Origin of the sequence: Micromonospora sp. AMSO1212t (assembly GCF_008868145.1) — a bacterium.
GTDB classification, from domain to species: Bacteria; Actinomycetota; Actinomycetes; order Mycobacteriales; family Micromonosporaceae; genus Micromonospora; species Micromonospora tulbaghiae.
On record NZ_WBKS01000023.1, the window covers coordinates 1 to 18,603 of the forward strand.

An 18,603-nucleotide genomic window follows, 5' to 3' on the forward strand; every position below is an offset into this window, starting at 1 on the left:
GAGGCGGAACAGGAGGAGGTAGAGGCAGAAGAAGGACGGGGAGACCAGCGCGCAGATCACGAAGCCGAGCGGCACGTACCGCCCGGCCGGCGGCGCCTCGCCCTCCACCACCGGGCGGCCCCACCGGGCGAGCACGACCTGACCGGCCACGAAGGACAGCAGTGGCACGCCCGCGCAGGACAGCGCCGCCACCAGGTCCAGCCCGGTCACCGGCAGCGACGAACCCACTATCGCGATCAGCATCAGCAGCGAACCGGCGAGCGCGCAACCCGCGTACACCACCACCGCCCGCGCCGGCGCGGACCAGGTGGGCAGCAACACCGGCGTGCGGGCCAGCGCGTCGGCCTGCTGCCCGAACCCGTCGGCCTCCTCGACGAGCCGGCCCGCCGCCGCCAGCTCCGCCGCCGGGTCGCCGGCCCGCGGTGCCGGAACACCCCCCGAGGGGTACGCCCCGACGTCCGGCCGCCCCGGCGCGTCGGCTGCGCCGCCGGGCATCCCGTCCCCCGGTCCCGGCGCGGGACCAGGCGCTCCCCCACCGGTCACCATCGCCGGCGCCGGCGCCTCCGCCGGGACCGACGTCATCGGCACGCCGATGGCCTGCCCGAGCCGGTCGAGGTGCTGCCCCTGGGCGGCGAGACGCTGCCCGAGCGTGTCGACGGCGCTCTGGAGGCCACGGCGGCGCTCCGCCTCGGCGGCGATCTCCCGCTCCCCGCCCCGCTGCCGGGTGGACAGCTCCCGCAGCAGCGCCGCGTACTCGTCGAATCCACTCATGGAACATCTCCCCCGGCGGCGAACGGCACGATCAGCGCGGTGCGGTGCTCGTGCCGGTCGACGAGCAGGGCGCGGCCCTCGCGCGGGACGTACGCCAGGTCGTGCACGCCGAGGTGAAGGCCCAGGTCGGCGGCGGGGACGTTGAGCGCGACCAGGCCGGTCACGTCGTCGCGGTGCCCGCTGCCGCCGAGGTCGTCGGCGAGCCGGCGCAGCCCGCGCCACCAGCCGAGCACGTGCACGCCGCGCGCGGGGCCCTGGCGCAGCACGGCGCGCAGGTCGTCGTACCCGGAGCGGAACGTCGCCGGGTCGGAGGCGGCGAGCGTCGTGGCGGCGGCGTCCATCCCGAACACCACCAGGTAGGTGCGCCCGGTCGCCGGGTCGTCACCGGTTGCGGTCTCGGCGAGCTGGGCGCGCAACGCACCGGCCTCCAGGCGCCGGACCGGGTGCCCGGCGGCGGCCAGCGTCATGGCCAGGTCGTCGGCGGCGTCGGTGGTGCCCGGCGCGAGCGGCGCGAACAGGAACCGGGCGGTGCCGGGGGCGTGCTGGCGGGCCAGGGACAGGGTGGCCGACCGGAGCACGTCCGCGCCGGCCGCCGAGGTGCCGACCACTGCCAGGTGCCGGCCGGGGCTCGCGTCGAGCGCGAACCCGGCCGGGCTGCCGGGGACGTCGACCACGCGGCCGACGAGCGCGTGCGGCGGGTCGGCGCCCGGTGCCAGCGCCGTCCAGGCGGGGTCGTCGGTGAGCCGGGGCGTCTCGTGTCCCCGGAAGACGGCAGGCGGGCGCGACCCGGCGGGGCGGGCCGCGTGCAGCTCGTGGCGCAGGGCGGCGAGGTCGGCCGAGGCGGCGTGCGCGTCGGGGAACCGCACCTCCACGTCCGAGCCGGGCGCGCCCGCGCCGGTGTTCACCACGGCGGCGCCGACTGTGAGTCCGCGTGCAGCGTCGTTGCGGGGATCCAGCACGGCGTCGCCGCCGGGCAGCGCGATCCGCAGCGGGAACTGCCCGAAGATCGCCTCGGCCCGGCCGTACAGCGCCTCGATCCCGGTGGTGCTCTGGCTCGCCAGCACCATGTGCAGGCCGTACGAGCGGCCCTTGCGGGCCAGTTCCTCGATCAGGTCGACCGCCTGCCGGGCCAGCGCGTCGTTGCCGGCGAACAGCACGTGGAACTCGTCGACGACTGTGACGATCCGGGGCGGCCGGGCGTTCGGCGGCAGGTCGGCCAGCCGGCTGACGCCGTGCCGCTTCAGCAGGTCGGCGCGGCGGCCCAGCTCGGCGCGCAGCTCGCGCAGCACCGCCACGCCGTACTCGCGGTCGGACTCGATGCCGACCGCGTCGGCGTGCGGCAGCCAGGACGGGTCACGGTCGGTGGGCACGAACTCGGTGAAGCTGACGCCCTCCTTGAAGTCGAGCAGCATCAGCCGCAGCTCGGCCGGGGAGTAGCGGGCGGCCAGCCCGTAGAGCACGTCCAGCAGCAGGACCGTCTTGCCGGCGCCGGTCCGCCCGCCGATCAGCCAGTGCGGGGTGGCGTCGTCGAACGCCACGCTCAGCGGCCGGCGGCCGGCCCGGCCGAGCGCGGTACGCAGCCCGGAGGCGGCGGACCCGGCCCAGCGCTGCGCGGGCAGCAGGTCGGCGAACGTGACGTTGTCCTGGCCGGCGGCCTCGGCGTACCGGCGGGCCAGCGCGGTCACCGTGGCGTGCGACGGGTCGCCGTCGAGCACCACGGGCGCGGCCAGCCCGCTGCCGTCGGTGCTGAAGGGGCGCCCGGGCGGGTCGCCGACGAGCGTGTACCGCTCGGTGACGCGCAGCTGGGTGGTGGCGCCCAGCGGCGGCGCGGCGGTCGGCCCGGCCGGTGGGTGGCCGGCCAGCAGCACGCAGACCGCAGCGGCCGGGCCGGCGTGGGTGAGCGCGGCCAGGCGGGCGAGTTCCCGGGGCGGTGGCGCGGACGCGGCGACCACCACCAGCAGCTCGCGGTCCTCCGGCGCGGACCGCTGGGCGGTACGGGCGTGCCGCTCGGCCAGGTCGAGCAGGGCCGTCGTCTCCGCCTCGGTGGTCGCCGTCGCGGCGAGCACCCCGGCGTCGTGCAGCGGGCGCAGCGGCAGGAAAGCCGCGCCGAAGGCGGCCTGGTCGATGCCGGCCACCCGGATCGCGCCGGCCGGGGCGGCGGTCAACAGCCGTACCACCACCGCCCGCAGCAGCTCGCCGACGCGCGGGTCGCGGGCGTCCACGTCGACCGCCAGGTGCGCGCCCGCCCCGACCGGCACGAGCACCGGGAACGCGCCGTCGACTGTGGTCGCCGCGCCGAGGCGTACCGGAACGGGGTGGGTCGCGACGCGGGCCGTGCCGGGCACCGCGGCGGCCAGCTGACCGCCGAGGCGGGCCAGCCGCGCGACCAGCTCGGGGCTGCCCACGGGCGCCGGGCCGGCGGCGCCCAGCAGCCGCCGGGCCGCCTCCCAGTGCCGCACCGCCCGTCGATGCCGATCGACCGCCTGCCGGTACGCCGCCGCGAGTCTGCCCACCGTCCGCCCTCCGACGTTTGCGATCGAGGGGAACCCTAACGGACGCGCGCCGCACCGGCACGGGGCGCTCCGCACCGGGGATTCGTCCACTGTTCACCCGGCGTCGGGCGGGAGCACCGCCCACCGTTCCCCCGGCCCGGCTTGCCTTCCCTCAGCGAACCGTGCGCACAGGAAGGCGACGACGTGACCACCTCACCCCTCTCCCGGCGGTCCCTGCTGCGCGGCAGCGCGGCCGGCGGACTCGGCATCGTGGTGGCCGGCAGCCTGGAGGCCATCGCCGGACCGGCCGCGGCCCGGCCCGCGTGCCGCCCCGCAGTCGGCTACGGCGACCTGGTGCCGGACCCGGCGGGCCTGCTGGCGCTGCCGCCCGGCTTCTCGTACACCGTCGTCGCGCAGGCCGGCGCGACGCTGCTGGAGTCCGGGCAGCCCACCCCGAGCGACGCGGACGGCACCGGCTGCTTCCGCGGCCCGCACGGCTCGGTGCTGGTGAACAACCACGAGATCGGCGGCGACGAGCCGTACCCGGTGCCGGCGCTACCAGGCCTCACCTACGACCCGGGCGCCCGCGGCGGCACCACCACCATCGAGGTGGACCGGCACGGGCGGCGGCTGCGCGAGTACGTCGGCGTGGCCGGCACGCACAACAACTGCGCCGGTGGCATCACCCCGTGGGGCACGTGGTTGACCTGCGAGGAGACCGAGCAGCGGGCCGGTGGGCGGTATCTGAAGGACCACGGGTACGTCTTCGAGGTCGACCCGCACGACCCGTCCGCCAACACCGACCCGGTGCCGCTGACGTTCCTCGGCCGGTACTCCCACGAGGCGGTCGCGGTCGACCCGTACACCCACTCGATCTACCTGACCGAGGACGCGAGCGGGCCCAACGGCCTGTACTTCCGGTGGACGCCGCCGCCCGGCTTCCGGGCCGGCAAGGGCGCGCTGCGGGCGCTGGCCCAGCGGCCCGACGGCGGCACCGCCGGGAGCCTCGCCGCGATGCGCTGCCTGCGTGGCGACGCGCACGTGGCCGACCTGTCCGAGGCCACCACCCCGGGCACCCGGTATCGGGTGGAGTGGGTCGAGGTGCCCGACCGCGACGCGCGGACCGTGTCGGTCCGCAAGCAGTTCACCGACGCCGAGGTGACGCGCAGCCGCAAGCTGGAGGGCGCCTGGTGGGGCGACGGCGGCGCGTACTTCGTGGCCAGCTACGCCCGCCACGACGACGGGAGCGCGAACGAGCACGACGGCCAGGTGTGGTTCTACGACCCGCGCCGGCAGACGATCACGCTGAAGACCATCTTCGGGGTGAACACCGACCCGGAGGCCGACCACGGCAACTACGACGGGCCGGACAACATCACCGTCTCACCGTACGGCGGGGTGATCCTGGCCGAGGACGGCGAGGGCGTGTCGCACCTGGTCGGCGTCACCGAGCAGGGCAGGACGTACCCGCTGGCCCGCAACGACCTCAACGACAGCGAGTTCACCGGGCCGACGTTCAGCGCGGACGGGAGGACGCTGTTCGCCAACATCCAGTCGCCGGGGTACGTGTTCGCGATCACCGGACCGTGGGGGCGGCCGGGCAACGGGCACCGCTGACGGGACAGCGAGCGGCCGGCGGTTCTCGCGTGGGAGCCGCCGGCCGGCACATCCGGTCAGCCGGGAAAGGCGATGACGGGAAGGTCTCCCCCGTCGCCGTAGGCCTTACCCTCGCTGGTCAGCACACTCGCGTCGTGGTCGAGAACGGCCATCACCGCTGCCGCGAGGTCGACCCGGCCGGTGATCCTGCGCCAGTAGGCCAGCTCCTGCCAGTCCTCGCCCCAGGTCGGCAGGACCGCGCAGGCGGGACGCTCCAACAGCCGGTGCAGCACCGCGCGGTCGCCCGGTTCGTCGATCACCGCCAAGGCCTCGGCCACGACGACCGCCGGCACGCCGAAGCGCACCCCGTCGTGCGCGACCTCGTGCAGCGGCTCGGCCACATGCATCGAACCGGCCACGTAGCCGACCAACGCCGACCGGTCCAGCACCAGGCGGACCGGCGGCTCCTCAGTGGTCATGCCGCCGGTGCCTGAGGGTCGGTCTCGCCGGCCATCTCCCGTGCCGCCCGGCGCGAACGCTCTCGCAGAGCCTGGCGGCGACCGGGCGACCACTCCTGCTCCACCTGCGCGCGCTGCACCCGGGCTCGTGCACGACCCTGGGCGGAAACGGTCATCCCGCGCCGGGCGAACTCGGCATCGAGGTCCTCGGCGCGCATCCGTGCCCGCACGGCGTCGACGACGTAGGCGCTGGCGTTCGGCTCGCGCTCCAAACGCTCCGCGACATCCGCAGGCAGCGAGAACGACTTCTTGCTCACCGGTCCGGTCACACCCAGGATGCTATCGGATCGCACCAGCCGAGGGCTGCGCCACGCGGGATCGCCTCGACGGAAGCGGTTAATCTCCGCCTCGGCTAGGCCCGCGTCGATTCCGCTCCGGCGCTCGCACGCAGGCCGTCCAGCGCGATGGCCAGGACACGGTCACGCTGGGCCGGGTCGGGGAACTGGTACGCGGCGAGGCCGCTGATCAGCCGGATCACGTCGTCGAAGCCGGCGTCCGGCCGGGCTTCCCCGGCTGCTTGGGCGCGGCGCAGCAGCGGCTCGCCGGTCGCGTAGATCTCGGTGCGGCAGGTGCGGAACACCTCGGAGTCGTGCACCAGTTCCTCGGCCAGCGCCCGCTTGGTGGCCACGTAGGCGACGAACCGGTGCAGCCAGCCGACCAGGGCGTCCCACGGCGGCTCGTCGGCCAGGTCGTCGGCGGAGGCGCTGAGCGCCCGCACCTCCTCGACGTAGACCGCCTCGAACAGGTCCCGCCGCTGGGGGAAGTTGCGGTAGAGCGTGCCGATGCCCACGCCCGCCCGACGGGCGATCTCCTCCAGCGACGCGCTCGCGCCGTGCTCGCCGAAGACCTCGCGGGCGGCGGCGATCAGCGCGTCGTAGTTGCGGCGGGCGTCGGCCCGTTTCGGGCGGCGCGCGAAGACCTCACCGGACACGTCGGCGTCGGCCATGACGCGCGTCACCCCTTCCGCCTTGCAACCGGAGGCACCCCTCCGCTAGATTAATGGAGGCACGCCTCCGGTTACTGACCGGAGCCACCCCTCCGGATAGCTTACTCCGGACTTCCGGCCGCCATCCGGCCCCGCGATCCTCGCGCCCCACGGACCCGGGAGGTCCCACCATGCCCGCCGACCGCTGAGCACCAGCGAAAACCGGCCGCCACCGCCGCACCACGCGCGAGCGGCCACCACAGTCGTACCGACAACGGGGAGTCGTCCCACATGATCCACTCATCCCGGCGCGGCTCGCGCCGGATCACCTTCCTCGTGCTGGCCGCCGGCACCGGATTCTTCGCGATGCTCCAGTCGCTGATCACGCCGGTGCTGCCCACCATCCAGCACGACCTGCACACCTCGCCCAGCACGGTGACCTGGGTGCTCACCGCCTACCTGCTCTCCGCGTCCGTCTTCACGCCGATCGTCGGCCGCATCGGCGACATGGTCGGCAAGGAGAAGACCCTCGTCTTCTCGCTCGCCGCGCTGGCGCTGGGCTGCCTGCTGGCGGCCGTGGCCCCCAGCATCGGCGTGCTGATCGCCGCCCGCGTGGTGCAGGGCATCGGCGGCGCCGTCTTCCCGCTGTCGTTCGGCATCATCCGCGACGAGTTCCCGGCCGCCCGGGTCAGCTCGGCGGTGGCCTCGATCTCCGCGGTCGTGGCCGTCGGCGGCGGGCTGGGCGTGGTGCTGGCCGGGCCGATCGTGGCCACCCTGGGCTACCGGTGGCTGTTCTGGATCCCACTCGTGGTGGTCGGGCTGACCGCGCTCGCCGCACACCGGTTCGTGCCGCGCTCGCCGGTACGCACCCCGGGCCGGATCAACTGGCTCAGCGCCGTACTCCTCTCCGGCTGGCTGGTGGCGCTGCTGCTGCCGGTCAGCAAGGGCGCCGCGTGGGGCTGGGACTCCGGCCGGGTGGTCGGGCTGCTGGCGCTGGCCGCGGTGCTCGCGGTCGCCTGGCTGGCGACCGAGGCCCGCGCCGCCAACCCGCTGATCGACCTGCGGATGATGCGCCTGCCGGCGGTCTGGACCACGAACCTCGTCGGGTTGCTCTACGGCGCCTCGATGTTCGCCGTCTACGCGTTCCTGCCGCAGTTCGCACAGATCCCGACCAGCGCCGGCTACGGCTTCGGCGCCAGCATCACCCAGGCCGGGCTGCTGATGCTGCCGATGCTCGTCGGCATGTTCGTGGCCGGGCTGCTGGCCGGGCGGCTGGAGTCCCGGTTCAGCGCCAAGGCACAGCTCAGCACCGGCGCGGTGTTCAACGTGGCCGCCGCCGCCATGCTGACCGTCGCGCACGACACCCGCTGGCAGGTCGGGATCGCCGGCGGCCTGGTGGGCCTCGGCATCGGGCTGGCGTTCGCCTCGATGGCCAACCTGATCGTGGCGAACGTGCCGGCCGGGCAGACCGGCGCGGCGACCGGCATGAACGCCAACATCCGTACCATCGGCGGCGCGATCGGCGCGGCGCTCGCCAGCGCCGTGATCACCGCGAATCCGCAGCCGAGCGGGCTGCCGCGGGAGGCCGGTTTCACGGCGGGCTTCCTGCTGCTCACCGGCATCTCGGTGGCCGCCGCGCTGGCCGCGCTCGCCGTACCCTCCGGACGCCGCCGGTGGCCCCGGCGGCGCATCGGGCCGGCGGTGCCGGACCTGGTGCCGGCGCCGGCCGCGGAGCTGGCCCCGGCCCGCTGACCCCAGGGGTACGAGCAGACGGGAGCCCCGCCCGGCACCGTGCCGGGCGGGGCTCCGCCGCGCCGGTCAGCCGATCGCTGCGGTCAGCGCGGCCAGGTAGCCGTAGCGGTAGCCGCTGGCGTTCGGGTGGTACGCCTCGATGACGCCGCTGACGTCACGGATCCACGGGTCGGCGGCGCACACGCCGTGCCCGGCGAAGAACGGCCGCGCGTCGACGAAGGTGCCCCCGGCCGCGGCGGCCCGGCCGGAGATGACGCCGTTGAGCGTGTCGGCGGCCTGGTTGAGGATCGTGCGCTTGTAGCTGCTCATGGCGAGCAGTCCGCAGGAGCCGGTCTCGAACAGCCGCGGGTAGCCGAGCACCACCAGCCGGGCGTTCGGGGCCCGGTTGCGGATCGCGGTGTACGTGGCGTCGAGCCGGGCGGGCAGCGTCGCGGTGGCGAACGCCTTGGACTCGTTGACCGCGCTCTCGCAGCTCGACGTACTGCCGAAGCGGCAACTGGTCATCACGTCGGCGAAGCCGGCGTCGTTGCCGCCGATGGTGATGGTGACCAGCGTGGTGCTGCTGCTGAGCTGGCCGACCTGGTTGGCCAGCACGTCGGCGGTGACCGCGCCGCCGCAGGCCGGGAACTTGAAGCTGGTGACCGAGTGCGCCGCGGCCCAGAGCGGGGCGTACGACTTCTGGCTGCGCAGGCAGGTAGACAGGTCGTACGGGCTGGCGCCGACGCCGGAGGAGTAGGAGTCGCCGAGGGCGACGTAGTTGACTGTGGCCGCCCGGGCGGCGCCGGGCAGGAGCACGGCGCCGAGAACGGCCGCCAGTACGGCGGCGAGCGCGGTACGGACGCGACGGGACATGACAGAGCCTCCACGGGGCAGGGGTGGTGGAGCCCGTTGACCGCGCGCGTGGCCGAGGGATCGATGCTGTTACTGGTCGGTAATGCTATCGAAACATTCGCAGAAATTGAATAGCCGAGATGGCCGGACGGGACAGATATGTTCACATGTGTCGATTAGCTTGACGGTGACGACACCCGACGGAGGGAGTCCCACCGTGCGACGTGCACTCACGGCGGCCATCGCCGCCCTGACCCTCACCGCGGCCGGCACCACAGTGACCGGCGCACCCGCCCAGGCCGTCCCCGGCGGATGGGGCCGGCCGCAACCCGCGGCGGCCACCCCGACGCCGGGTAGCCCCGGGCTGGGCGACAGCTACTTCCCCGACTACGGCAACGGCGGCTACGACGTCGGCCACTACGACATCCGGCTGCGCTACGAGCCGGCCACCGACCGGCTCAGCGGCACCACCACGATCCTCGCCACCGCCACCAAGGACCTGTCCCGGTTCAACCTGGACTTCGCACTCGACGTCGAGTCGGTGCGGGTCAACGCGTGGGTGGCCGGCTTCGCCCGGGCCGGCGACCACGAGCTGGTGATCACCCCGGCCCGGCCGCTGACCAAGGGCCAGCAGCTCACCGTCGTGGTGAAGTACGCCGGCGTGCCGTCACAGACCACCGTCTACGGCTACACCGCGTGGACGCGTACCGCCGACGGGGCGCTCGCGGTCAACGAGCCCGAGTCGGCCTGGTGGTGGTACCCGAGCAACGACCACCCGAAGGACAAGGCCACCTGGGACGTCTCGGTCTCGGTGCCCACCGGCGTCGAGGTGATCAGCAACGGCGTGCAGCCGCGTGACCCGCTGCCCGAGGCCGGCAACCGCACCCGGTGGAGCTGGCGCAGCGTCAAGCCCGGCGCGACGTACCAGGCGTTCCTGGCCATCGGGCAGTACGACATCGTCACCGACACCGCGCCGAACGGGCAGCCGGTGGTGAACGCGTACAGCACCACGCTGGGCGAGCGCCTGCCGGCCGCGCGGGCCAGCATCGAACGCACCGCCGAGATCGTCGACTGGGAGAGCGGGCTGTTCGGCCCGTACCCGTTCGAGGCGCAGGGCGGCGTGGCCGGGCCGGTCGACGGCATCGGCTTCGCGCTGGAGACGCAGACCCGCCCGGTGTACGGCCCCGGCTTCTGGCGGCGCGGCGCCAACCCGTACGTGGTGGTGCACGAGAACGCCCACCAGTGGTTCGGCGACTCGGTGTCGGTGGCCGACTGGCGGCACATCTGGCTCAACGAGGGCTTCGCCTCGTACGCCGAGTGGCTCTGGTCGGAGGAGCAGGGCGAGGGCACCGCGCAGGAGCTGTTCGACTTCACCTACGACAGCTACCCGGCCGACTCCGAGTTCTGGCAGGTGCGCCCCGGCGATCCGGGCCCGAGCGGGATCTTCGACGACGCCGTCTACGACCGGGGCGCGATGGCGCTGCACCAGATCCGGCTCGCCGTCGGCGACGCGGCGTTCTTCCGCATCCTGCGCACCTGGACCGCCAAGCGGCAGTACGGCAACGGCACCGTCGGGCAGTTCCAGGCGCTCGCCGAGCGGATCTCCGGGCGGGATCTCGACGCAGTGTTCACCACCTGGCTGTTCACGCCCGGCCGGCCCGACGTGGCCACCGCCGCGCGCACGACCGCCGCCCCGGCGCAGCCCGCCTCGTGGGCGAAGATCCGGGCGGCGCACGACCTGCTCGGCCGCTGACCGGCGCCGGCCGGACCGCTCCCAACCACGGGGGCGGGCCGGCGGGCCGGTCAACCGGCGGTCGGCACGGGTGCGACAGTCGACGCCGTCCAGGGCTGCGCCGCCTCGATCGCACGGATGTGGCGGTAGGCGAACCAGAGCGGCGGGAACGCGCCGACCGCGAACGAGAGGTCGACGAGCGTCCAGAACCAGGGAATGTCGCGGATCGGGCCGCAGATCAGCGCCAGCGGCACGATGCCGGCGCAGGCGATCATTCCGACCTGGACCACCCAAACGTTGCGGATCGGGTCACGCAGCGGCCCCCAGAACGCCACCGCGAGCACCAGGTGCGCGAAGGCCAACCAGTCGGTGCCGTACCGCAGGAACGGGTAGTCGTCACCGGCCGCCACCAGTCCGACGTGGACCCGCTCGATCCAGTCGACCAGCGCCGGGAACTGCCCGGCGAACGGATCGGACACCGCCAGCAGCCACCGCACCTCGACCTCCAGGGGGAACGCGGTCACCCCGCTGAGGAAGAGTCCCGCCACCACCAGCCAGAGCCAACGGCGGATGCGCCGCAGGCGTACCTCGACGTCCATGGCCGCAGCCTAACGACGGTCGCCGTGGCGCCGGTGCCCCGCTCGGCATGACCTGGGCCACCCTTCCCGGACGGCCGCGCGGACCACGCGCCGCGCGGCGGCAGCGGGTGTTAAAAAGGGCCCCCTCCTCTACCTGAGGCGTTAAAAGGGGGCCCTTCCTTTCACCTCGCGGCGAGCGGCTGGCGGGCCGGGTCGACCGGGGCGGGCAGCTCGCCCACCCCGCCCAGGTACGCGTGGATCGCCGCCGCGGCGGCGCGTCCCTCGGCGATCGCCCAGACGATGAGCGAGGCGCCCCGGTGCATGTCGCCGGCGACGAAGACGCCGTCGGCGGCCTGCCAGTCCGGGCCGGAGTCGATCGCGCCCCGGCCGTTGCGGGTCACCCCGAACTGCGCCAGCATGGGCTGTTCCTCGGTGCCCTCGAAGCCGATGGCGAGCAGCACCAGGTCGGCCGGGATCTCCCGCTCGGAGCCGGGCAGCGGGGTGACGATGCGGCGGCCGTCCACCTTCTCCACAGTCACCTCGGCGATCCGGACCGCGCGGACCTGGCCGGTGCCGTCGTCCACGAACTCCTGCACGGCGACGGCGAACACGCGCTCGCCGCCCTCCTCGTGCGCCGGGTAGTTGCGCAGCAGCCACGGCCAGGTCGGCCACGGGTCGCGGGCCGCGTCGCGCTCCGTGGGCGGCTGCGGGTAGAGGTCGAGCTGGTGCACGCCGGCCGCACCCTGCCGGTGCGCCACACCGAGGCAGTCCGCCGCGGTGTCGCCACCACCGATGATCACCACGTGCTTGCCGGCGGCGTCGATCGGCGTACCGTCGGGCAGCGTCGCCAGCGCGGGCCGCCCGTCCCCCGCGGCGGCCACCACCCGGTTCGCGGCCACCAGGTGCGACATCGCCTGGTGCACGCCGCGCAGCGCCCGGCCGGGCGTGGCCGGGGTGTCCCGGCCCTGCAACGCGCCGCACGCCAGCAGCACCGCGTCGTGCTCGGCGCGCAACTGCTCGGCGGTCACGTCGACGCCGACCTCGACGCCGGTCCGGAAGCGCACGCCCTCGGCGGTGAGCTGGGCCAGCCGCCTGTCGATGTGCTGCTTCTCCAGCTTGAAGTCGGGGATGCCGTAGCGGAGCAGGCCGCCGATCGCGTCGTCGCGCTCGTACACGGTGACCGTGTGACCGGCGCGGGCGAGCTGCTGCGCGGCGGCCAGCCCGGCCGGGCCGGAGCCGACCACCGCTACCGACCGGCCGGTCAGGGCGGAGGCGGGCCGGGGCCGCAGGCCGTCGCGGGCAACCGCCGCGTCGGCGATCTCCACCTCGACCTGCTTGATGGTGACCGGCTGCTGACCGCCGAGGCCGAGCACGCAGGCCGCCTCGCACGGCGCCGGGCAGAGCCGGCCGGTGAACTCGGGGAAGTTGTTGGTGGCGTGCAGCGACTCCACGGCGGCGTCCCAGTTGCCGGTGCGGACCAGGTCGTTCCAGTCCGGGATGCGGTTGCCCAGCGGGCAGCCGTCGTGGCAGAACGGGATGCCGCAGTCCATGCACCGGGTGGCCTGCTCGCGGATCAGCTCCTCACCGGCCGGCGGGTAGACCTCCCGCCAGTCGGAGATGCGCACCGGCACCGGACGGCGGGCCGGCAGCCGCCGGTCGTAGCGCAGGAAACCGTTCGGGTCAGGCACGAGCCACCTCCTGGGCGACCGCCCGGGGCGCGGGCGGTACCGGCGCGGGAGAGAGGGCACTCATCACCGCGTCGTCGACGTCTCGGCCGGCGGCTTCGGCGGCCCGCATGATCTCCATGACCCGGCGGTAGTCCCGGGGCACCACTGCGGTGAACTCCTCCACCGCCTGCGGCCAGCGCTTGAGCAGATCCTCGGCGACCGCCGAGTCCGTCTCGGCGAAGTGCCGCTGCACCAGCTCGTGCAGCCGGTCGCGCTCCGCGTCGCGCAGCGGCGACAGGTCGACCAGCTCCGCGTTGACCAGCTGCTGGTCGAGCCGGTGCACGAACGCGGTGCCGCCGGACATGCCGGCGGCGAAGTTGCGCCCGGTCGGCCCGAGCACCACGACGGTGCCGCCGGTCATGTACTCGCAGCCGTGGTCGCCGAGGCCCTCGACCACCGCCACCGCGCCGGAGTTGCGCACCGCGAACCGCTCCCCCACCCGGCCGCGCAGGAACACCTCGCCGCCGGTGGCGCCGTACAGGATGGTGTTGCCGGCGATGATCTGGTCCTCGGCGCGACGGCCCGCTGCGGCGTCCACGCCGACGAACGGCGCGTCGGCGTCCGGCCGGACCACGATCCGGCCGCCGGACAGTCCCTTGCCGACGTAGTCGTTGGCGTCGCCGTACAGGCGCAGCGTGACCCCGCGCGGCAGGAACGCGCCGAACGACTGGCCGGCGGTGCCGCGCAGCCGGAACTCGATCGTGTCGTCGGGCAGGCCGGCGCCGCCGAAGCGGCGGGTCACCTCGCCGCCGAGCATCGCGCCGACGCTGCGGTGCTCGTTGCGGACCTCGACCTCGACCCGGACCGGAGTACTGTCGCGCAGCGCCGGCCCGGCCAGCTCGATGAGCCGGTTGTCCAGCGCCGCGTCGAGGCCGTGGTCCTGGGCGCGTACGCCCCGGCGGGCCGCGCCCTCGGGCAGCTCCGGCAGGTGCAGCACGCGGCTCAGGTCGAGCCCGTGGCCCTTCCAGTGGTCGATCGCGCCGACCACGTCGAGCAGCTCGGTGTGGCCGATCGCCTCGTCGATGCTGCGGAAGCCCAGCTCGGCAAGATAGCCCCGGACCTCCTCGGCGAGGAAGAGGAAGAAGTTCTCCACGAACTCGGGGCGGCCGGTGAAGCGCTCACGCAGCACCGGGTTCTGGGTGGCGATGCCGACCGGACAGGTGTCCAGGTGGCACACCCGCATCATCACGCAGCCCTCGACGATCAGCGGCGCGGTGGCGAAGCCGAACTCCTCGGCACCGAGCAGCGCCGCGATCAGCACGTCCCGGCCGGTCTTGAGCTGACCGTCGACCTGCACCGTCACCCGGTCACGCAGCTTGTTGAGCAGCAGCGTCTGCTGCGCCTCGGCCAGGCCCAGCTCCCACGGGGTGCCGGCGTGCTTGAGCGAGTTGAGCGGGGACGCGCCGGTGCCGCCGTCGTGTCCGGAGATCAGGATGACGTCGGCCTTGAGCTTGGCCACACCCGCCGCGACGGTGCCCACGCCCACCTCGCTGACCAGCTTGACGTGCACCCGGGCGGCCGGGTTGACGCACTTGAGGTCGTGGACGAGCTGGGCCAGGTCCTCGATGGAGTAGATGTCGTGGTGCGGCGGCGGCGAGATCAGGCCGACGCCGGGGGTGGCGTGCCGGGTCCGGGCGATCCACGGCCAGACCTTGTTGCCGGGCAGCTGCCCGCCCTCGCCGGGCTTCGCGCCCTGCGCCATCTTGATCTGCAGGTCGTCGGCGTTGACGAGGTATTCGCTGGTCACGCCGAACCGGCCGCTGGCGATCTGCTTGACCGCGGAGCGCCGGGCCGGGTCGTGCAGCCGCTCGACGTCCTCGCCGCCCTCGCCGGTGTTGGACTTGCCGCCGAGCCGGTTCATCGCAATGGCGAGCGTCTCGTGCGCCTCCGCCGAGATCGACCCGTACGACATGGCGCCGGTGGCGAAGCGCTTGACGATCTCGCCGGCCGGCTCGACCTCGTCCAGCGGCACCGCCGGGCGTACGCCGGTGCGCAGCGTGAACAGCCCGCGCAGCGAGCCCGCCTGCGCGGCCAGTTCGTCGACCTTCGCGGTGTACTGCCGGAACACGTCGTACTGGCGGCTGCGGGTGGCGTGCTGGAGCAGGAAAACGGTCTCCGGGTTGAACAGGTGCAGCTCACCCTCGCGGCGCCACTGGTACTCGCCGCCGACCTCCAGCCGGTCGCTCGCCTGCGCGCCCGGCGCCGGCCAGGCCCGCCCGTGCCGGGCCGCCACCTCGGCGTGGATCTCGGCCAGCCCGATGCCGCCGATGGTGCTCGGTGTGCCGCGGAAGTACCTGTGGACCAGGCGGGTGTCCAGGCCGACCGCCTCGAACACCTGCGCGCCGCAGTACGAGGACACGGTCGAGATGCCCATCTTGGACATGATCTTCAGGACGCCCTTGCCGAGCGCCTTGACGTAGTTGCGGACGGCCTTGACCCGGTCGACGCCGCTCAGCACGCCGGTGGAGATCATGTCCTCCACCGACTCGAACGCCAGGTACGGGTTGACCGCCGCCGCGCCGTACCCGATCAGCACGGCCGCGTGGTGCACCTCGCGGCAGTCGCCGGACTCGACGATCAGCGCCACCTGGGTGCGGGTCTGCTCGCGGACCAGGTGCTGGTGCACCGCCGCGGTCAGCAGCAGCGACGGGATCGGCGCCAGGTCGGCGTTGGAGTCCCGGTCGGAGAGCACCAGGATGCGCACGCCGTCCTCGATCGCCTCGGAGACGTGCCGGCAGATCTCGGTCAGCCGGGCCTTGATGCCGGCGCCGCCGTCGCGGATCCGGTACAGGCCGGAGACCCGGACCGCCTTGAAACCGGGCAGGTCGCCGTCCTCGTCGATGGACAGGATCTTGGCCAGCTCGTCGTTGTCGATCACCGGGTACGGCAGCACGATCTGCCGGCAGCTCGCCGGGCCCGGGTCGAGCAGGTTGCCCTCCGGCCCGATCGTGGACGCCAGGCTGGTCACCAGCTCCTCCCGGATGGCGTCCAGCGGCGGGTTGGTGACCTGGGCGAAGAGCTGATGGAAGTAGTCGTAGAGCAGCCGCGGCCGGGTCGACAGCGGGGCGATCGGGGTGTCCGTGCCCATCGAGCCGATCGGCTCCGCGCCGCTGCGGGCCATCGGACCGAGCAGGATCTTCAGCTCCTCCTCGGTGTAGCCGAACGTCTGCTGGCGGCGGCGTACCGAGTCGTGGGTGTAGACGGTGTGCTCGCGCGGCGGCAGGTCGTCCAGCTCGATCAGGCCGGCGTGCAGCCACTCCTGGTACGGCTGCTCGGCGGCCAGCTCGGTCTTGATCTCGTCGTCGGAGACGATCCGGCCGTTGACGGTGTCGACCAGGAACATCTTGCCCGGCTGGAGCCGGCCCTTGGCGACCACGGTGGCCGGGTCCAGGTCGAGCACGCCCGCCTCGCTGCCCAGCACCACCAGGCCGTCGGCGGTGTGCCACCAGCGGCCCGGGCGCAGGCCGTTGCGGTCCAGCACCGCGCCGACGATCTCGCCGTCGGTGAACGCGACCGATGCCGGACCGTCCCACGGCTCCATCAGGCTGGCGTGGAAGCGGTAGAACGCGCGCTTGTCGGCGCGCATGTCCGGGTCGTTCTCCCACGCCTCGGGGATCATCATGAGCACCGCGTGCGGCAGGCTCCGCCCGGCCAGGTGCAGCAGTTCGAGCACCTCGTCGAAGTTGGCCGAGTCGGACGCCGCCGGGGTGCAGACCGGGAAGACCCGGCGGATGTTGCCGGGGATGCTCGGGCTGCGGAGCAACGCCTCCCGGGCCTGCATCCAGTTGCGGTTGCCGCGAATGGTGTTGATCTCGCCGTTGTGCGCGATGAACCGGTACGGGTGCGCCAGCGGCCAGGACGGGAACGTGTTCGTGGAGAAGCGCGAGTGCACCAGCGCGATGGCGCTCACCACCCGCTCGTCGGTCAGCTCCGGGTAGAACGCGGGGAGCTGGTCCGGGGTGAGCATGCCCTTCCACACCATGGTGCGGCCGGACAGCGACGGGAAGTACGCCGGGACGCCCCGTTCGGCGGTCTCCCGCTCGACCTGCTTGCGCAGGCAGAACGCCACCCGGTCCAGGTCGAGCCCGGTCAGCGGGGAGCCCGCCGGGCCGGCCGGCGAGCCGGTCAGCCGGTGGGCGGCCACGAACAACTGCCGGACCCGGGGCATCGCCGCGAGCGCGGTCTCGCCCAGCCCGGACGGGTCGGTCGGCACCTCCCGCCAGCCGAGCACGTCGGCGCCCTCGACCAGCGCGTACTTGTCGACCACCTGGCGGGCACGGGCCTCGGCCACGTCGTCGTCGGGCAGGAACACCAGGCCGGTGGCGTACTGACCGGCCGGGGGCAGCGGGAAGTCGACGGTGGCGCGCAGGAACGCGTCCGGCACCTGGATCATGATGCCCGCGCCGTCCCCGGTGTTGTGCTCCGCGCCCCGGGCGCCCCGGTGGTCCAGCCGGCACAGCGCCCCGAGGCCGTTCGCGACGACCTGGTGCGAGCGCCGCCCGTGCAGGTCGGCCACGAAGGCCACGCCGCAGGCGTCGTGCTCGTACGCGGGGTCGTAGAGCCCGGTCGCCGGTTGGGCCGACTGCGGGCTGTGAGGGTACGGAAAGGCCACCGGGCCTCCTGTCGTCACTCAGGATGGATCATGATGGGGACGACGTCGGCCCTCTGCGGTTTATTGAGTCTACGTTAGGGCTTCCGGCGCAAGGCCAGTTCAGATTGATCACACTTCCAGATGCTGGGACGTGTAGTCTCGCGCGGTGGATCTCGCACGCGCTGACGCACTCGCCCGGTTGGAGCGGTTCTACGATGCGGTGCCCCGCGACGGGGCCCGGACCGAGGAGTACGGCGCCCTGGTGCTGTTCGTCCGGAACGGCGCCGGATGGCCGTTCTACGCCCGGCCCCGGCTCGACGCCGACGAGCCGCCCACGCTCGCCGACGTCACAGCCGTCCGCGCCCGGCAGCGGGAACTGGGCCTGCCGGAGGCGTTCGAGTGGGTGCACGAGCACCAGCCGGATCTGCTCGCCGTGGCCCGCTCGGCCGGGCTCAGCGTGCTGGAGGCGCCGCTGATGCTGCTGGAACCGGAACGGCTGCCCGACCCGGGGACGCTCAGCGACGTACCGGTGCGGGTGCTGGACCCCGGCGACGCCGGCTTCGCGGCGGACATCGCGCTGCGGCGGGCCGTCGCGGCGGTCGGCTTCGCCAACGGCGGCACCGCGCGCGGCGACGCCGGGCCGGCCGAGCGCGACGCCACCCTCGCCCAGCTGGACGTGGCGGCGCTGGAGGAGGAGGCGACCCGGGTCGCCGACGGGCGGCGCATCTCGGTGCTCGCCGGTACGCCCGACGAGGGCGCGCTCGCCAGCGGGATGGCGATGCGGGTGGACGACGTGGCGGAGATCGCCGGGGTGGCCACGCTGCCGTCCGCCCGGCAGCGTGGGCTGGGCGCGGCGGTGACCGCCACCCTCGCGCGGGAACTGCGCGCCGCCGGCACCGACCTGATCTTCCTGAGCGCCGGCAGCGAGGACATCGCCCGCGTCTACCTGCGGGTCGGGTTCCGCCGCGTCGGCACCGCCTGCATCGCCGAGCCCGCCGCCGTCATCTGAGGACCGGCCGGGCCGCCCGCCCGCGCCGTCGCTGGGCGGGCCGCTTCCGGCCGGGCCCGCTGCGGGACGGTGAGCGTCGGG

The 18,603-nt window shown here is 74.0% G+C and carries 13 protein-coding genes; 4 read left to right on the top strand and 9 right to left on the bottom strand.

Annotated features, from left to right (window positions below; translation table 11 throughout):
• Together F8279_RS09065 and F8279_RS09070 are read right to left on the bottom strand one after the other, a co-directional pair.
• The coding region (locus F8279_RS09065; RefSeq protein ID WP_151499657.1) for a hypothetical protein at positions 1-771 on the bottom strand (771 nt) is incomplete at its 3' end.
• Positions 768-3,284 (bottom strand): FtsK/SpoIIIE domain-containing protein, encoded by a 2,517-nt coding sequence (locus tag F8279_RS09070; RefSeq protein ID WP_151499658.1) that lies wholly within the window; start codon positions 3,282-3,284, stop codon positions 768-770. The genes F8279_RS09065 and F8279_RS09070, both read right to left, overlap by 4 nt.
• A 183-nt stretch (positions 3,285-3,467) precedes the next feature.
• Here F8279_RS09070 and F8279_RS09075 point away from each other — a divergent pair, with 183 nt between their 5' ends.
• Positions 3,468-4,880 carry an alkaline phosphatase PhoX gene (locus F8279_RS09075; protein ID WP_151499659.1) on the top strand — a complete coding sequence of 471 codons (1,413 nt, stop codon included), beginning with the start codon at positions 3,468-3,470 and terminating at the stop codon, positions 4,878-4,880.
• 56 nt (positions 4,881-4,936) lie between these two features.
• On the opposite strand, the gene F8279_RS09080 is transcribed toward F8279_RS09075, so the two are convergent.
• The 3 genes from F8279_RS09080 to F8279_RS09090 form a co-directional block, all read right to left on the bottom strand.
• Complete coding sequence (locus F8279_RS09080) at positions 4,937-5,338, bottom strand: hypothetical protein (protein WP_121686179.1); 402 nt, start codon at positions 5,336-5,338, stop codon at positions 4,937-4,939.
• Positions 5,335-5,646, bottom strand: a complete 312-nt coding sequence (locus tag F8279_RS09085) for a hypothetical protein (RefSeq protein ID WP_121686184.1) — start codon at positions 5,644-5,646, stop codon at positions 5,335-5,337. The genes F8279_RS09080 and F8279_RS09085 overlap by 4 nt, the downstream gene beginning before the upstream one ends.
• An 83-nt stretch (positions 5,647-5,729) precedes the next feature.
• Positions 5,730-6,335 (bottom strand): TetR/AcrR family transcriptional regulator, encoded by a 606-nt coding sequence (locus F8279_RS09090; protein ID WP_151499660.1) that lies wholly within the window; start codon positions 6,333-6,335, stop codon positions 5,730-5,732.
• Positions 6,336-6,593: 258 nt separating this feature from the next.
• Here F8279_RS09090 and F8279_RS09095 point away from each other — a divergent pair, with 258 nt between their 5' ends.
• A complete protein-coding gene (locus F8279_RS09095) occupies positions 6,594-8,054 on the top strand; it encodes an MFS transporter (protein ID WP_151499661.1) in 1,461 nt (486 codons plus the stop codon).
• A gap of 66 nt (positions 8,055-8,120) precedes the next feature.
• On the opposite strand, the gene F8279_RS09100 is transcribed toward F8279_RS09095, so the two are convergent.
• Positions 8,121-8,906, bottom strand: a complete 786-nt coding sequence (locus tag F8279_RS09100; RefSeq protein WP_151499662.1) for an SGNH/GDSL hydrolase family protein — start codon at positions 8,904-8,906, stop codon at positions 8,121-8,123.
• 196 nt (positions 8,907-9,102) lie between these two features.
• On the opposite strand from F8279_RS09100, the gene F8279_RS09105 reads away from it, so the two are divergent.
• Positions 9,103-10,638, top strand: coding sequence for a M1 family metallopeptidase (locus tag F8279_RS09105; RefSeq protein ID WP_151499663.1), 1,536 nt, complete (start codon positions 9,103-9,105; stop codon positions 10,636-10,638).
• 50 nt (positions 10,639-10,688) lie between these two features.
• On the opposite strand, the gene F8279_RS09110 is transcribed toward F8279_RS09105, so the two are convergent.
• The 3 genes from F8279_RS09110 to gltB all read right to left on the bottom strand — a co-directional run bounded on the left by F8279_RS09110 (position 10,689) and on the right by gltB (position 17,534).
• Positions 10,689-11,216 carry a hypothetical protein gene (locus F8279_RS09110; RefSeq protein ID WP_151499664.1) on the bottom strand — a complete coding sequence of 176 codons (528 nt, stop codon included), beginning with the start codon at positions 11,214-11,216 and terminating at the stop codon, positions 10,689-10,691.
• Positions 11,217-11,377: 161 nt separating this feature from the next.
• Positions 11,378-12,883 carry a glutamate synthase subunit beta gene (locus tag F8279_RS09115; protein ID WP_151499665.1) on the bottom strand — a complete coding sequence of 502 codons (1,506 nt, stop codon included), beginning with the start codon at positions 12,881-12,883 and terminating at the stop codon, positions 11,378-11,380.
• A complete protein-coding gene (gene gltB, locus F8279_RS09120) occupies positions 12,876-17,534 on the bottom strand; it encodes a glutamate synthase large subunit (protein WP_151499666.1) in 4,659 nt (1,552 codons plus the stop codon). Before gltB ends, F8279_RS09115 begins: the two co-directional genes overlap by 8 nt.
• Before the next feature lie 145 nt (positions 17,535-17,679).
• Here gltB and F8279_RS09125 point away from each other — a divergent pair, with 145 nt between their 5' ends.
• Positions 17,680-18,522 (top strand): GNAT family N-acetyltransferase, encoded by an 843-nt coding sequence (locus F8279_RS09125; RefSeq protein WP_151499667.1) that lies wholly within the window; start codon positions 17,680-17,682, stop codon positions 18,520-18,522.
• The last annotated feature ends 81 nt before the right edge of the window (positions 18,523-18,603 follow it).

Bases quoted from the DNA above. Each gene is read 5' to 3' on its own strand.
- F8279_RS09080 (WP_121686179.1), bottom strand. From the start codon at position 5,338: ATGACCACTGAGGAGCCGCCGGTCCGCCTGGTGCTGGACCGGTCGGCG.
- F8279_RS09095 (WP_151499661.1), top strand. From the start codon at position 6,594: ATGATCCACTCATCCCGGCGCGGCTCGCGCCGGATCACCTTCCTCGTG.
- F8279_RS09100 (WP_151499662.1), bottom strand. From the start codon at position 8,906: ATGTCCCGTCGCGTCCGTACCGCGCTCGCCGCCGTACTGGCGGCCGTT.
- F8279_RS09110 (WP_151499664.1), bottom strand. From the start codon at position 11,216: ATGGACGTCGAGGTACGCCTGCGGCGCATCCGCCGTTGGCTCTGGCTG.